Consider the following 13513-nt stretch of genomic DNA (forward strand, 5'->3'; position numbering starts at 1 on the left):
GGACGCGGTTCGGACGCGGCTCAGCGGTAGCTGGCGTCGGGCACGGGGACGCGGGAGAAGTCCGTGTCCGAGGCGAGGTAGAAGCTCGTGTACGCCGGCTGGTTGTACGACGTCTGCTGCCGCGCGACGTCCGCCCGGTACTGCGGGTCGTGCATCAGTGTGTACAGCTTGTGCTCCGTGACCTCGGTGCTGACGTGGATCCGGATCGCCGAGCTGTCGGCGGTGCGCACCAGCAGCTCCTCGCGCCAGTCGCCGAAGACGTCGGCGACGAGGGCGGGGTTGCCCTTCGTGCCGTTGTTGGTGAGGCTGCCGTCGGCGGTGAGCAGGGTGCCGCGCCGGAAGTCGACGATCCTCGGGCTCGGCGCGGCGTCGGTCTCGGCGCCCTCGACGGTCTGCGTCGTCAGGTCGCCGGCGAAGCGGATGCTCATGTTGGTGCCGGGCGTCGCGCCGCCGAGGTTCTCGCCCGCCGCCGACCACAGGCCCGTCTCCGAGGACTGCTGCGGCACCGACGCCCAGGTCTCCAGGCCCGGCACGTCGGGCCGGACGTCGCCGACCATGCCGCGGCCGGTGTCCCGGCCGGTGTAGCGGCCGTAGAGCACCTCGCCCGTGGCGGCGTCGCGCATCGCGAAGCCGTAGGGCGCGTAGGCGCCGCCCTCGTGGACCGTGAAGATCTCCAGCCCGTCCCTGGCCGGGTCGAGGTCTCCGACGTGCATGGCGTCGCCGTGGCCGAGCTTCATGTCCTGCCCGGGGGTGGCGCTGTCGGGCGGGCCGACGTCGTAGGAGCTGTAGAGGAGGTCGCCGTCGTCGTCGAGGGTGGCGGAGCCGTAGACGACCTCCTGCCGGCCGTCGCCGTCCACGTCGGCCACGCCAAGGGAGTGGAAGCCCTGCGTGGTGAGGGTGCCGTACTCGGGGTCGGTGCCCTCCACGCCGTGCGGGCCGTCGTTGAACGGGTTCGACATCGGGGTCCAGCCGCTGTCGGCCTGCCACTCGGTGCGCAGCCGCCGGCCGTCCCAGCTCACGGCGGTGACGGTCGAGCGCGTGTAGTAGCCGCGGCCGAGGATCGCGGAGGGGCGGGTGCCGTCGAGGTAGGCGACGCCCGCGAGGAAGCGGTCCACGCGGTTGCCGGGCTCGATGCGGCTCATGGCGTAGTCGCCCCACATCAGGCCGTCGTCGTGGCGGGCCACCGGGTAGCGGGCGGTCTGGAGCTCCTCGCCGGTCGCGCCGTCGAAGACGGTCAGGTACTCGGGCCCGTCGAGGACGAAGCCCTCGAAGGCGCGGAGGTTGTTGCGGGTGCTGCGGGAGGGGGCGTAGACGTCGATGAAGTGGTCGGCGAGGGAGCGCGCGTGGTCCTGGCTGAGGGGGTAGGGGTACGGTTCGCGGTCGGTGATGCCCAGGGCCTCCTCGATGGTGGCCGGCCAGTTCCCGGCCTCCACCTCGGGGTGCTTCGACCAGCCGCGGAACATCTCCACGAGGTGGTCGTAGTAGTCCGCGGCGCTCATGCGGTAGTCGTCGGTGTGGGAGACGCCGCGGGCGCGGTCGGCGCGTGGCAGGGTGACGTACTCCTCGGAGACGACGTTGCCCGCGGCGTCGTAGCGGATGCTCCTCGTGCCGGGGGCGGTCTTGAACATCATCTCCGAGCGGCCGTCGCCGTCGAAGTCGTAGACGAGGAACTGGGTGTAGTGGGCGCCGGAGCGGATGTTGACGCCCAGGTCGACGCGGTGGAGCAGGGTGCCGTCCAGCTCGTAGGTGTCGATGTAGGTGTTGCCGGTGTAGCCGACCTGCGAGACGTCCTTGGAGTTCGACGGGTCCCACTTCACGACGTACTCGTACGCCCCGTCACCGTCCACGTCACCGACGCTCATGTCGTTCGCGGTGTACGTGTACGCCTCCCCCGCCGGGGTGACGCCGTCCGCGGGCTTCGTCAACGGCAGCTCGTAGAACTGCTCCCCCCACGGCGAGACGGGGTCACTGACGTCGACGACGTGCCCGCGCCGCACCGCCTTGACCCGGTACTCGGCGCCGGGCTCGGCGCCCGCGTCCAGGTAGTTGGTGGAGTCGGTGACGGTGGCGATCCGCCGGCCGTCGCGGTAGACGCGGAAGTCCACGCCCGTCAGGCCCGTCTCACTCGACCCGGTGACCTCGTCCCCCAGCAGCCGCCAGCTCAGGAACACGCCCTCGTCCGTGGAGACGGCCACCAGCCCCCGGTCCAGGCGCTCCAGGCGCGGCCCGTCGTTGCCGCCGTGCCCGCCTCCGTGCCCGCCGGCCTGCGCCACGGGCGCGCCGGCACCCGCGAGGGCCCCGGCCACCATCACGGGCGCGAGCGCCCCGACCACCCAACGCCGTCGCCGCGCGGCAGGCGCGGCTCTCCCGGCTCTCCCGGCTCTCCCGGATCTCATCGTGTGGACGTCCCTTCCTGGATCGCGAGCTTGGGGGTCGCGAGCTTGAGTCGTTTCAATGAGTCGTTTCAAACGAGGTAGGAGGCGACGCTACGAGCCGCCCCCGACCCCGTCAAGACATCGCGCACGCACAGTGCGACACGGGGCCGGAGGCGGATGGGGGCGACGGCGGTGGCGGGCGTCAGGCGTGGCCGGTGACGGCCTGCTGCTCCTGCTGGAGGATCTCCTGTATCGGGATGTCGTCGTAGTTGCTGAGGACGACGCCGACCCAGTCGGTGTCCAGGTAGACGTTCCAGTTCGCGGAGATGCCGCCGCCGCCACCGCCGCGCCCGAACACCCACTCGCGGCCGTCGACGAGGTGGAGCGGACCCGCGTACGACGTGTAGGACGTGGGCGTCCGGCCGGGAAGCTTCGCCCCGGTGAGCAGTTCGGCGTAGGGCCGGTCCAGCACCGTGCCGTCGGTCAGCGCCCGCCCGAAACGGACCAGGTCGGGCGCGGTGGCGAAGCCCTCGCCCGAGGAGTAGCCGACGTAGGTGCGGCCCGGGTTCCTGTCCGGCGCCTGCGGGTTCAGGCTGCCCTTGTCCAGGTTGCGGACGGCGTCCACGCGGCTGCCGTCGGCCTGGAGCATGTAGGGGTGGGCGATGTGCTCGTCGGTGAGCCACTGGTCCCTGGTGAAGTACGCCGAGCCGGTCATGCCGGAGCGTCCGAAGACGTGCTCGTGCACGTAGTCCCAGTACGTCATGCCGGTCACGGCCTCCACGATCTGCGCGGCCATGGCGAGGCCGGCGCCGCCGCCGGGGCGGTGGCCGTTGGACCCCGAGCCGGGGACGCCCACCAGCGTCGCCTGACGGGTCCACTGTTCGTGGTACGCGTGCACCTCCTCCTTGCTGTGGAAGACGCGTTGCCAGTCGGGCATCGGGGCGTCCACCCCGGAGGTGCTGGTGAGCAGGTGATGGAGCGTCACCTGCTCGGCGATGTCCGTGGCGATGCCGTCCAGGTGGGCGCCCACCGTGTCCGACAGCGTCAGCTCACCCCGCTGCACCAGCTGGAGGACGGCCACCGCCAGGAACGGTCCGCTCGCCGAGGCGAGGTTGAACGCGACGCCCTCGTGGTTGCGGACGCCCCGCTCCTCGTCGGCCATGCCGTAGGCGCGGGACAGCACCGTCCGGCCCCGGTGCGCCAACAGCACCACGCCGGAGAACCTGTCCTCGGCGGCCAGGCCCGCCACGAACCGGTCGTAGGCCCCACCGGGCAGGGTGTCCGGCGGGAGGCCGGCGTCGGTTCCGGCGTCGGTTCCGGTGCCGGCGTCGGTTCCGGTGGCGGCGGGGGCCGGGCCGGCCTGGCCTGACCGGGCGCCCACGAGCGTCACTCCGGCCGCCACCACGCCGGCTGTCGCCAGGCCACCCCGCCTGAGCAGCCGCCGTCGGTCGATGCCACGTAGGGACTCCGAGTCCATGGTCACGGTCCTTTCCTGATCGAGAAACCGACCGTCGCGGGTCACGGGGCGACCGCTCGGGTCCGTGCCCTCACTGAAGACGGAAGGCCGTCGCGGTGGCGTATGCGCTTCTCGATACGCCCGCGATACACCCGAGCACCCGAGCGGCCCGGGCCCCGGGCGCCAGTGCGCCGGCCCGCGTCGGTGGCGCGGTCGTCCGTCCGCCGAACGGAGGGCTGTCCCCCGGGCGCGATCCCGTTCGTCGTCCTCACGGAGGCCGCCCCGCCCGCTGGGCGACGCGCCCGTGCCGCCCGCGGTGACACGTCACCAGGGCCCGAACCGTCCGTTCACCCCCGTAGTGGAGATCCCATGCCAGCAGACGACACAGCCCACAACAAGGCGATGCTCAACCGCCTGCACGAGGCCTTCAGCAGCGGCGACGAGGAGCTGATCGCTCAGACGATCGACGAGGTGTTCGAGCCGGACGTGGAACTTGGCACGCCCCTGCCGCTCGGATCGACGGGGACGGGTGCGGTCAAGGAGGTGTTCGCGACGCTCCACCGGGCCTTCCCCGACCTGCACATCGAGGTCGAGGACGTCATCGCCGAGGGAGACCGGGTCGTCTGCCGGAACACGGTCACCGGGACCCACCAGGGCACCTACCTGGGCGTGCCGCCCACCGGCATCCCCATCACGTACCGGGAGATCATCGTCGGCCGCTTCTCGGACAGCGGCCGGATCGCCGAGACGTGGGCGCTCGTCGACGTCCTGGCGCAGATGCGACAGCTCGGCATGGTCCCCGAGGTCACCCCGTGACGGAGGCGGCACTCGCGGCCGACGCCCGGAGGACACCAGCGAAGACACCAGGGACGACAGCAGGAGAGACCCCCCGATGAACGTGTTGCTGTGGATCGTGCAGGCGTTCCTGGCCGCCATGTTCGGCATGTCCGGCCTGGTGAAGCTCGCCCAGCCGAAGGACCGGCTCGCCGAGAAGTACCCGTGGATGCGGGATACCTCCACGCGGCTGGTGTGGTGCGTCGGGGTCGTCGAGATCCTGGGCGCGGTGGGGCTGGTCCTGCCGGCCGCCACCGGGGTCGCGCCGGTGCTGACGCCCCTCGCGGGGACCGGGTTCGCGGTCATGACGGCCCTGGCGATCGGCCTGCACGTCCGGCGCCGTGAGCCCTCGGGGGTGGCGGTCACCGCCGTCCTGTTCGTGCTCTCCGCGCTCGTCGCCTGGGGACGCTTCGGCCCCTACAGCTGGTGACCGGCCACGCCGAAGTCCACCGTCCCCCGCCTCCGCCCCCGCCCCCGCCCCCGCCCCGACGGCGTGGTGACGGCGGACCGGTGGACGGCGGCCCGCGGCCGACCGGATCGGGCACAGGATGTCGGGTCTGTCCTGCCGCCCGCCGCCTAGCGTGGTGATCACACCAGAGGAAGGAGACCGGTCGTGCTGGAGCGGCTCAACGAGGCCATGGAGCACGTCGAGCGGCATCTCGACCAGCCGATCGACGTGGCCGTGATGGCGCGCGTCGCCGCGACGTCGGAGTACCACCTGCGCCGGATGTTCTCCGCGCTCGCCGGCATGCCGCTGTCGGAGTACGTCCGGCGACGGCGGCTCACCGTCGCGGGCGCCGAGGTGCTCGCCGGGCGGGAGCCGTTGCTGGACATCGCGGTGCGCTACGGCTACGGCTCCAGCGAGGCGTTCGCGCGCGCGTTCCGCGCCGTGCACGGCGTCGGGCCCGGCGAGGCCCGGCGCACGGGCGCCCCGCTCGTCTCGCAGCCCCGGTTGTCCTTCCGTCTCACCATCGAGGGGAGCAGCAGCATGCGCTACCGCATCGTGGACCGGCCGGCGTTCACCGTCGTCGGCTTCAAGGCCCGGGTGCCACTCGTCCACGAGGGCCCGAACCAGGCGATCGTCGACTTCGTGCGCGGCACCGCGCCCGAGGCCCTGGAGCAGCTGGCCGAGCTGTCGGACCAGGAGCCACGGGGCGTCGTCTCCGTCACCGACAACGGGGACCCGAGTGCCGCCGAGGGCACCGAGCTCGACTACTACCAGGCAGTGATCACGTCGGCCGCTCCGGCGGCGGCCGTGTCGGCCGCGCCCGAGGGCGCGACGACCCTGGCCGTCCCGGCCGGCGGCTGGGCGGTCTTCACCACCACAGGGCCGGCTCCGCACGCCATCCAGTACCTGTGGCGGGACGTGTTCACGGAGTGGTTCCCGTCCAACCCGTACCGCAGCCGGCCAGGACCGGCGATCCTGCGCACCGAGCCGTCGACGAACGGGGCCGACGACGAGGCCGAGCTGTGGTTCCCGGTGGAGCGGGAGCAGGGGTGAGACGGCGCCCGCCCGAGGCCGCCTGCCCGCCCGACGCGCCGTGGCCGGCCGGCACCGCGCTTCGCCGGCCGCCCCCACCTCACGCGCGCAGCAACGACTTGATGGCGCGGCGGTCGTGCATGGCCCGGTACGCCTCGGCGGCCTCGTCGAGGGGGAGGTCGAGGTCGAAGACCCGGCCGGGGTCGATCGCGCGGCGCCAGACCAGGTCGATCAGGTGCGGCAGGTACTGGCGCACCGGGGCCGGCCCGCCGTGCAGGTGGACGAGGGAGTAGAACAGCTCCTCCGCCGGCAGGGCGACGCCGTGCGCGACGCCGACGAAGCCGACGTGCCCACCGGGCCTGGTGGCCCGGATGGCCTGCGTCAACGACTGCTCGGTGCCCACCGCCTCCACCGTCGAGTGCGCGCCGAGCCCGTCGGTGAGCTCCCTGATCCTCGCCACGCCGTCCTCGCCGCGCTCGGTGACGATGTCGGTGGCGCCGAACTCCCGGGCGAGCCGCTGGCGTGGCTCGTGGCGGCTCATCGCGACGATCCGCTCCGCCCCCAGCTGCCTCGCGGCGAGCACCGCGCTGAGCCCGACCGCGCCGTCCCCCACGACCACGACCGTCCTGCCGGGTCCTGCCTGGGCCGCGACCGCCCCGAACCAGCCGGTGCCGAGCACGTCGGACGCTGCGAGCAGACTCGGCACCAGGTCCTCCGGGGGCGTGTCGGGGGTCGCGACCAGCGTGCCGTCCGCGAGCGGCACCCGGAGCCGCTCGGCCTGCGCGCCCAGCGTTCCCATGAGGACCCGGTGGACGCAGGCGCTCTGGTAGCCGGCCCGGCACAGCTCGCACGTGTTGTCCGAGGCCCAGAACGAGCCGACGACGAACTGTCCCGGCCGGACCGTCCTCACCTCGGCGCCGACCTCCTCGACGACCCCGACGTACTCGTGGCCCATCGGGGTGGGACCCTCGACGGCCTCGACCCCCCGGTACGGCCAGAGGTCCGAGCCGCAGACGCAGGCCGCCGACACGCGGATCACCGCGTCCGTCGGCGCGACGATCCGGGGGTCCTCCCGCTCCTCCACCCGGACGTCCCCGGGGGCGTGCATCACGACACCGCGCACAGCTACCGCTCCTTACGATCCTGATCGGCTCCGGCCGGCACCGTCCGGCTCCGGCCGGCACCGTCCGGCTCTGACCGGCGCCGAACGCCGCCGAACGGCGCCGACCGGCCACGAGGCGACTGCGGCGCCCCGACCATGGGACGCCCGAGTGCCCACGACACGGGCCCCCGGCACGCCGCCGGGCGGCCGGCTGTCACCCGTTTCGCCCGTGGGCGGAGAGAGCTCACCCCGTTCCACGTCGGCGGTTCTTCCTGTCCTCCAGAACGTCCAGATCCAGCGCCCCCTCCCTGACCGCCGCGCGCAGTCGGACCAGGGCCAGCGCTCGCCGACGCCTCTCCAGCACCACGCGGAGCGGTGACGTCCGCGTCCGTTTCCAACGCGGGCCGTCGGGAGGAACGACCGTCATCGGTCGGCGGCGGAGGGCGCGACGGGGCGGGTGACGTCGAGGCGGGTCCAGGGCCGCAGGACCAGGTGCTCGCCGGTGGTGAAGACGAGGCGGGCGCCGCCCGCGGCGTAGCGGGTGACGTGCTGGACGGTGAACGTCTCCCCGCCGATGGCGACGCGGTCGCCCGCGCGGACCGTGTCGCGGGAGACCGTCAGCCCGCCGCGCGCCGGAATCCGGCCGCTACGCACGGCGGCCCACCACGCCCACCACCGCCGCGACGACGGACCGGAGCCGGCGCCACCCGCGCACGCCCGCGTGTCTGCGGCGGCTGGGCTGCGGTCCGGGTCCGGGCACGGGTCCGGGCACGGGCACGGGCGCCGCCCGCACGGCCCCCGGGAGCGGCGGCCACGGCGTGGCGCCGACCGGTGCGTGCGCGGGGTCGACGCGCCAGTACCGGTGGGTGGTGAGGCGGAACTGGTTGTGGTTCAGGCCGTGTTCCTGCGTGTGGCCGAGGGCCCAGACCTGCACGGGCCTGGCGTCGTCCCGCACGAGATCGGACACCGCCGAGCACGTCAGACACGACAGCCGGTACAACGCGTCCGGCGCATCCACGGCCCGCTCCTCGCACAGCTTCAACGCCGCCCCCCGCAGCAGCACGAAAGCCGTCACCGGGACCACCGCCGGCTCCTGCCGCCCTTGCTCACCCGGTTCCTGCGGTTGGTCTCGTTGACCTCCCGCACCAGCCGGCGAAGCCGTTCCAACGTCGCACTGTCCTGGCTCCCCACCGGCCGTTCCTGACCCGCCGACGCGGCCCCGGACGAAGCCGCCTCCCCGCTCACCGCGCCGTCTCCCGTACACCGTGAACGCGAATTCGGAACAACGCCGGCGAGGCGGCGTACGGCCTACTACCGTGGTTCATGTCATCAACCTCCGAAACCACGTGACCTGTCGTATCGGTTTGTCCGCAGTCGAGTTCGGAAACGTGCCGTTCCCAGGCCCTGAGGAAAGCGACGGCGGCCAGCCCGTGTATCTCAACCATCCTCCCGGCCAGGCGCGTTGATGCCCCATCAACTGTTGTCACGGCACCCGACAACGAACGAGTGATCGCATGACCGAACACGAAGACGACGATCAGCAGGACGCACGCGAAACGCTGAGCCACGCGCTCGCGACACTCAGAAGGAAATCCGGCAAGTCCCTGAGTCAGCTCTCGGAGGACACCGGATACGAGCGGAGCTACCTGAACCGCCTTGAGAACGGGAAACGACTCTCCAAGCGCCTCGTGATGGAGGATCTCGACGCGTTCTACGACACTGACGGCTTGCTCGTGAAGCTGTGGAAGTCCGCACGCAACAGCGTCATCGTCGATCGCTTCAAGCTGTTCATGCAGTACGAGGACAGCGCAGTGATCATGTACAAGTACATGGTCGCGATCCCCGGACTCCTCCAGACGGAGGACTACGCACGGATTGTGTTGTCCTCTGCTCCGGGTCAATGGTCAGAGGACGATCTCGAAGCGCAGGTGACGGCCCGCATGAGCCGCCAGGAGATGTTGCAGCGTGACCACCCCCCGAGCCTGCGTGTCATCCTGGACGAGTCAGCGCTCAGGCGCCCTACGGCCGACGCGAAGATCTGGGAGTGCCAGCTCTCCCATCTGATCGAGTCCGCCGCGCAGCCGTCGGTCGTCTTGCAGGTGCTCCCGTTGGCCGCCGGGGTCCATGACCTCATGGGTGGGTCGCTGTCTCTGCTCTGGCAGTCGGACGGAACCGGCGTTGCCTGGCTGGAGGGAAACAAGTCAGGGCAACTGATCGAAGATCCTGAGGAGTTCGCCCGGTATCGCCTGTCATACGATCGACTGCGAGACATGGCTCTCTCGCCGACAGAGTCGTTGGACTTCATCAGGAACGTCATGGAAGGCGGCAGATCATGAACACCGTCAGCCTCAGCCGCGCTGTCTGGCGCAAGAGCAGCTACAGCAACGGGGGAGACGCGACCTGCGTCGAGGTCGCAGACGGCTTCCCAGGCGTGATGCCCGTCCGTGACAGCAAGTGCCCCACCGGCCCGGCCCTGGTCTTCCCTGCGAACGGCTGGTCCTCGTTCGTCTCCGCCGTGCGGGAGGGCGAACTGCCCACCGCCTGAGCGTCCCGGTCCCACCAACCCACCCATGAGGTGGGGCGCTACGGCGCACGACGATGCGGACGCGCGCTTCTCTCTGCCGTCGACCCAGGACAAGCACTTGGGAAGCGTCGAGCCGCGAGGGCGTGCTCGACCCTCCCGGCCCCACGCCCGAGGCCGGGCGAGGGGCCCGCCCCGCGCGCCAACCTCTATACAGGACTTTCTGAATTCATGGTTCTCTGTACTCTGATGGGGTGCTGACTCTCGCTCCCGAGGTCGAGGTGCTCGCGCGCTTCGGCCGTGCCCTCGCCGACCCGATCCGCTGCCAGCTTCTGCTGGCCCTCCGGGACGCCCCCGCGTATCCGGCTGACCTGGCCGACCGCATCGGCGTCTCCCGCACTCGACTGTCCAACCACCTCGCCTGCCTGCGCGACTGCGGCCTCGTCGTCGCCATCCCCGACGGCCGCCGCACCCGCTACGAACTCGCCGACGCCCGCCTCGGGCACGCCATCAACGACCTGCGCACGGCGGTTGTCGCCGTCGAGGCCGACCGCACCTGCCCGGACGCCGACGAGAAGGGATGCTGCTGAGTGGCCGCCATATCCCTCGGTCCCGCTCCGGCCCGCCGCGACGCACTCGCCCGGCGAATACGCCTGCTGGTCGCCGCGACGATCACCTACAACGTCATCGAGGCGATCGTCGCGATCACCGCCGGGACACTCGCCTCCTCCATCGCGCTGATCAGCTTCGGCCTCGACTCCGTCATTGAGGTCTCCTCCGCCGCAGCGGTCGCCTGGCAGTTCTCCGCACGCGACCACGCCCTGCGAGAGGCCCGCGAGAAGACCGCCCTGCGGATCATCGCGGTCTCCTTCTTCGTACTCGCCGCATACGTCACCATAGAAGCGGCCCGCGCACTGGCCGGTACCGGCGAGGCGGAACGCTCGATCCCCGGCATCGTGCTGGCAGCCCTCTCCCTGCTGGTGATGCCGTTCCTGTCCGCCGCCCAGCGCAGCGCCGGCCGCGCGATCGGCTCCGCCTCGGCGGTCGCCGACTCCAAACAGACACTTCTGTGCACCTACCTGTCCGCCGTCCTGCTGCTCGGCCTGCTCCTCAACGCCACCCTGGGCTGGGCGTGGGCAGACCCGATCGCCGCCCTGGTGATCGCCGCCGTCGCGGTCAGGGAAGGCCGCGACGCATGGCAGGGCGAGGGCTGCTGCGCCGCCCCTGTCGCGACGGCGAAGGGTGAGCCCGATGCGTGCGGCTGCCAGCCCGGATGCGACTGCTGCAACTGACCGGACATGGGCGGTCCCGGCCAGGACCCCGGGGCTGGACACCGCATCGGGTCTGGCTCGGGCGGTGACACCCCTCGTGCCGACGAGAGCTCCGGCGGGCAAGCGGAAGCCGGCCGACTCTTGAGGCGGAGCGGGAGATCCGCGCGGATCGGGCGGAGGTCGTCACTCTCGGTGTGCTCCCTCACGTCCGCCGGAGCTACTGGTGGTGGAGGTACCATAACCTTATGGCATTGAAGAAGACGACGGTCATGGTGGACGAAGAGGATCTCGCACTGATCAAGGAAGCCGCTGCTCGGGAGGGGCGCCCGGAGTCGGAGTACTTCCGGGAGGCTTTCCATCTCGTTGCCCTCCGCAGCCGGCGGTGGAGCGAGGACCTGGAGATCCCCAGTCTCGACTTCGGTGGACCGGTCACAGCCGAGGAGATCCACGAGGCCACCAGCGATGCTGTGGCGGACACGGAGTGATCGTCATCGGCGACACGTCCGGACTGGTGGCCGCGCTCAACACCGCTGATCCGGGGCACCAGGAAGCCCGCACCGCACTGCGGGAAGCGGCTCTCATCGTCGTCTCCCCCCTGGTGATGCTGGAGATCGAGCACGTCACCACCCGGAACATCAACCGGCGCACCGCGCACGTCGTCAATGACTGGTTGCTGGGTCAGGAAGGCGCAGGGCGGGTCGCGGTGCCATCCGTCTCCGCTCACACGCTCCGCAAGGCCCGCGCCGTCCAGGACCGATACGCCGCCCTGCGGCTGGATCTCACCGACGCCGTCAACGTCGTCCTCGCCGAGGAGTACGAGACCGAGGCGGTCCTCACCCTGGATCGCCGGGACTTTCGTGCCATCACACCGCTCACGGGATCGCACGCCTTCCGGCTGCTTCCCGATGACCTCTGAGGCGCCCGGCGGCTGACAGGCCGCGTCAGTCCTCGCGACTCCCAGCGCGGTCGCGAGAGGTCCGCGGGCTCCGCCGGATACGTCACCGGCGAAGCGGTGGGCGGGCCCGAAGGCACCTCAGCACAGGCACCTCGGCACAGGCACCTCGGCACACCGCCGGGCGTCCCCCGGGGCGGTAGCCGTCCCCGGCTCGGGACCGGGATATCCCTCGTACCGGTGAGGACACCCCCGCCCCCGTGCCCCGATACTGGCCGGGCCCGGAGTGACGCGGGGAGTTGCCGTATGGGTCGTGTGTCCGATCTCGCCGGGCGGCTGCGTGCCGCCAATCCGTACGCCGTGGACGGGGGCCTCGCCGTCCTCGTGCTGCTGGCCGTGTCGGCGCAGTTCGTCGTGCCCGAGCAGGGCGAGACCCCCGCGACCTGGCTGGGGTACCTGCTCGCGGTCTGCACCGTCGTGCCGCTGGTGTGGCGGCGGCGCGTGCCGTTCCTGTGCGCGTGGGTGGTCAGCGGCTTCACCGTCGCGATGGCGCTGCACCACCACCCGCCGCCGGACGTGAACTACGGCGGTCTCGTCGTGCTCTACACGGTGGCCGCGATCTCCCCGCCCTGGCAGCGGCGAACGATGCTGTGGGGCTGGATCATCTGCTCGTCCGTGGTGATCGCCACCGTCGAGAAGGGCGAGCCGGTCGAGTACGTCTTCCACCAGACGACGTTCGCCGCCGCCTACGGCCTCGGCGTCCTCGCCCGCGTGCAGGCCGCGTACACCGCCGCCGTGGAGGACCGGGCGTTGCGCGCCGAGCGGGAGCGGGAGGCGGCGCGGGAACGGGCCGCCGCGCAGGAGCGGGCCCGCATCGCGCGGGACATGCACGACATCCTCGCGCACGCCGTGAGCCTGATGGTGGTGCAGGCCGAGGCCGGTCCCGTCGTGGTGCGCAGCGACCCGGGGCGGGCGGAGGCCGCGTTCGAGGCGATCGCCGGGGCCGGGAGGGACGCGATGGCGCAGCTGCGGCGCATCCTCGGGGTGTTGAAGGACGACGAGCAGCGGGTGGGGGAGTTGACGCCGCAGCCGACGGTGGCGGGCGTGCCGGAGCTGGTGCGGCGGGTCGCGGGGTCGACGGGCCTGCGCGTGGAGCTGCGGACCAGCGGCGAGCCGCGACCGTTGCCGCCGGACACGGAGGTGGCGGCCTACCGCGTGGTGCAGGAGGCGCTCACCAACACCGTCAAGCATGCTGGGGCGACGACGGCGCTGGTGCGGCTGGACTGGCAGGAGGAGGACGGGGCGTTGGTGGTGAGCGTGACGGACGACGGCACGGGCGGGAACGGCGACGGGAAAGGGCATGCGAACGGGAAAGGGCATGCGAAAGGGCGGGCGAACGGGCACGCGAACGGCAACGGCGGAGCCGGTCAGGGGCTGATCGGGATACGGGAGCGGGCCGCCGCCTGCGGCGGCAGCGCCGAGGCCGGCCCGCGTGACGACGGCCGCGACGGCTTCCGCGTCGTGGCGCGGCTGCCCCGGGCGGGGGCGTGAGATGAGCTCGCCACATCCCGCCTCCGACGCC

At 71.9% G+C, this 13513-nt stretch carries 15 protein-coding genes; 10 read left to right on the forward strand and 5 right to left on the reverse strand.

The features are described 5' to 3' along the window. Nucleotides 1-20: 20 nt before the first annotated feature. Complete coding sequence (locus ACTWP5_RS30725) at nucleotides 21-2309, reverse strand: rhamnogalacturonan lyase (protein WP_443224466.1); 2289 nt, start codon at nucleotides 2307-2309, stop codon at nucleotides 21-23. A gap of 268 nt (nucleotides 2310-2577) precedes the next feature. Further along, on the reverse strand, nucleotides 2578-3852 hold the full coding sequence (locus ACTWP5_RS30730; RefSeq protein WP_443224451.1) for a serine hydrolase domain-containing protein: 1275 nt from the start codon (nucleotides 3850-3852) through the stop codon (nucleotides 2578-2580). Between the two features lie 348 nt (nucleotides 3853-4200). Between ACTWP5_RS30730 and ACTWP5_RS30735 the strand changes: the two genes are divergently transcribed. From ACTWP5_RS30735 to ACTWP5_RS30745, 3 genes are all read left to right on the forward strand, one after another. Then, entirely contained in the window at nucleotides 4201-4647 is a 447-nt protein-coding gene (locus ACTWP5_RS30735; protein WP_443224452.1) for an ester cyclase, read from the forward strand. A gap of 76 nt (nucleotides 4648-4723) precedes the next feature. After that, the gene (locus tag ACTWP5_RS30740) at nucleotides 4724-5095 is read left to right on the forward strand and encodes a DoxX family protein (protein WP_443224453.1); all 372 of its coding nucleotides are present in this window, start codon (nucleotides 4724-4726) and stop codon (nucleotides 5093-5095) included. Between the two features lie 183 nt (nucleotides 5096-5278). Then, entirely contained in the window at nucleotides 5279-6166 is an 888-nt protein-coding gene (locus tag ACTWP5_RS30745) for an AraC family transcriptional regulator (RefSeq protein WP_443224454.1), read from the forward strand. 79 nt (nucleotides 6167-6245) lie between these two features. On the opposite strand, the gene ACTWP5_RS30750 is transcribed toward ACTWP5_RS30745, so the two are convergent. The 3 genes from ACTWP5_RS30750 to ACTWP5_RS30760 form a co-directional block, all read right to left on the reverse strand. After that, complete coding sequence (locus ACTWP5_RS30750) at nucleotides 6246-7268, reverse strand: zinc-dependent alcohol dehydrogenase family protein (protein WP_443224455.1); 1023 nt, start codon at nucleotides 7266-7268, stop codon at nucleotides 6246-6248. Between the two features lie 402 nt (nucleotides 7269-7670). Then, entirely contained in the window at nucleotides 7671-7901 is a 231-nt protein-coding gene (locus ACTWP5_RS30755; protein ID WP_443224456.1) for a hypothetical protein, read from the reverse strand. Then, complete coding sequence (locus ACTWP5_RS30760; RefSeq protein WP_443224457.1) at nucleotides 7894-8322, reverse strand: DUF7848 domain-containing protein; 429 nt, start codon at nucleotides 8320-8322, stop codon at nucleotides 7894-7896. The genes ACTWP5_RS30755 and ACTWP5_RS30760 overlap by 8 nt, the downstream gene beginning before the upstream one ends. A gap of 439 nt (nucleotides 8323-8761) precedes the next feature. On the opposite strand from ACTWP5_RS30760, the gene ACTWP5_RS30765 reads away from it, so the two are divergent. From ACTWP5_RS30765 to ACTWP5_RS30795, 7 genes are all read left to right on the forward strand, one after another. Beyond that, nucleotides 8762-9583, forward strand: coding sequence for a helix-turn-helix domain-containing protein (locus ACTWP5_RS30765; protein ID WP_443224458.1), 822 nt, complete (start codon nucleotides 8762-8764; stop codon nucleotides 9581-9583). Further along, nucleotides 9580-9792, forward strand: coding sequence for a DUF397 domain-containing protein (locus ACTWP5_RS30770; RefSeq protein WP_443224459.1), 213 nt, complete (start codon nucleotides 9580-9582; stop codon nucleotides 9790-9792). Before ACTWP5_RS30765 ends, ACTWP5_RS30770 begins: the two co-directional genes overlap by 4 nt. Nucleotides 9793-10022: 230 nt before the next feature. After that, complete coding sequence (locus ACTWP5_RS30775; protein ID WP_443224460.1) at nucleotides 10023-10358, forward strand: ArsR/SmtB family transcription factor; 336 nt, start codon at nucleotides 10023-10025, stop codon at nucleotides 10356-10358. Then, on the forward strand, nucleotides 10359-11060 hold the full coding sequence (locus tag ACTWP5_RS30780) for a cation transporter (protein ID WP_443224461.1): 702 nt from the start codon (nucleotides 10359-10361) through the stop codon (nucleotides 11058-11060). It abuts the gene before it with no gap. Nucleotides 11061-11284: 224 nt separating this feature from the next. Beyond that, nucleotides 11285-11524 (forward strand): ribbon-helix-helix protein, CopG family, encoded by a 240-nt coding sequence (locus ACTWP5_RS30785; RefSeq protein ID WP_443224462.1) that lies wholly within the window; start codon nucleotides 11285-11287, stop codon nucleotides 11522-11524. After that, nucleotides 11521-11955, forward strand: coding sequence for a PIN domain-containing protein (locus tag ACTWP5_RS30790; protein WP_443224463.1), 435 nt, complete (start codon nucleotides 11521-11523; stop codon nucleotides 11953-11955). Before ACTWP5_RS30785 ends, ACTWP5_RS30790 begins: the two co-directional genes overlap by 4 nt. A gap of 282 nt (nucleotides 11956-12237) precedes the next feature. Next, nucleotides 12238-13482, forward strand: coding sequence for a sensor histidine kinase (locus ACTWP5_RS30795; protein WP_443224464.1), 1245 nt, complete (start codon nucleotides 12238-12240; stop codon nucleotides 13480-13482). Nucleotides 13483-13513 lie beyond the last annotated feature (31 nt).

Origin of the sequence: Streptomyces sp. 4N509B, assembly GCF_052245655.1 — a bacterium.
In the GTDB taxonomy this organism is placed as follows: domain Bacteria; phylum Actinomycetota; class Actinomycetes; order Streptomycetales; family Streptomycetaceae; genus Streptomyces.

Coding starts and splice junctions, on each gene's coding strand:
- ACTWP5_RS30725 (WP_443224466.1), bottom strand. CDS start 2,309: ATGGTGGCCGGGGCCCTCGCGGGTGCCGGCGCGCCCGTGGCGCAGGCC.
- ACTWP5_RS30730 (WP_443224451.1), bottom strand. CDS start 3,852: ATGGACTCGGAGTCCCTACGTGGCATCGACCGACGGCGGCTGCTCAGG.
- ACTWP5_RS30735 (WP_443224452.1), top strand. CDS start 4,201: ATGCCAGCAGACGACACAGCCCACAACAAGGCGATGCTCAACCGCCTG.
- ACTWP5_RS30740 (WP_443224453.1), top strand. CDS start 4,724: ATGAACGTGTTGCTGTGGATCGTGCAGGCGTTCCTGGCCGCCATGTTC.
- ACTWP5_RS30765 (WP_443224458.1), top strand. CDS start 8,762: ATGACCGAACACGAAGACGACGATCAGCAGGACGCACGCGAAACGCTG.
- ACTWP5_RS30770 (WP_443224459.1), top strand. CDS start 9,580: ATGAACACCGTCAGCCTCAGCCGCGCTGTCTGGCGCAAGAGCAGCTAC.
- ACTWP5_RS30785 (WP_443224462.1), top strand. CDS start 11,285: ATGGCATTGAAGAAGACGACGGTCATGGTGGACGAAGAGGATCTCGCA.
- ACTWP5_RS30795 (WP_443224464.1), top strand. CDS start 12,238: ATGGGTCGTGTGTCCGATCTCGCCGGGCGGCTGCGTGCCGCCAATCCG.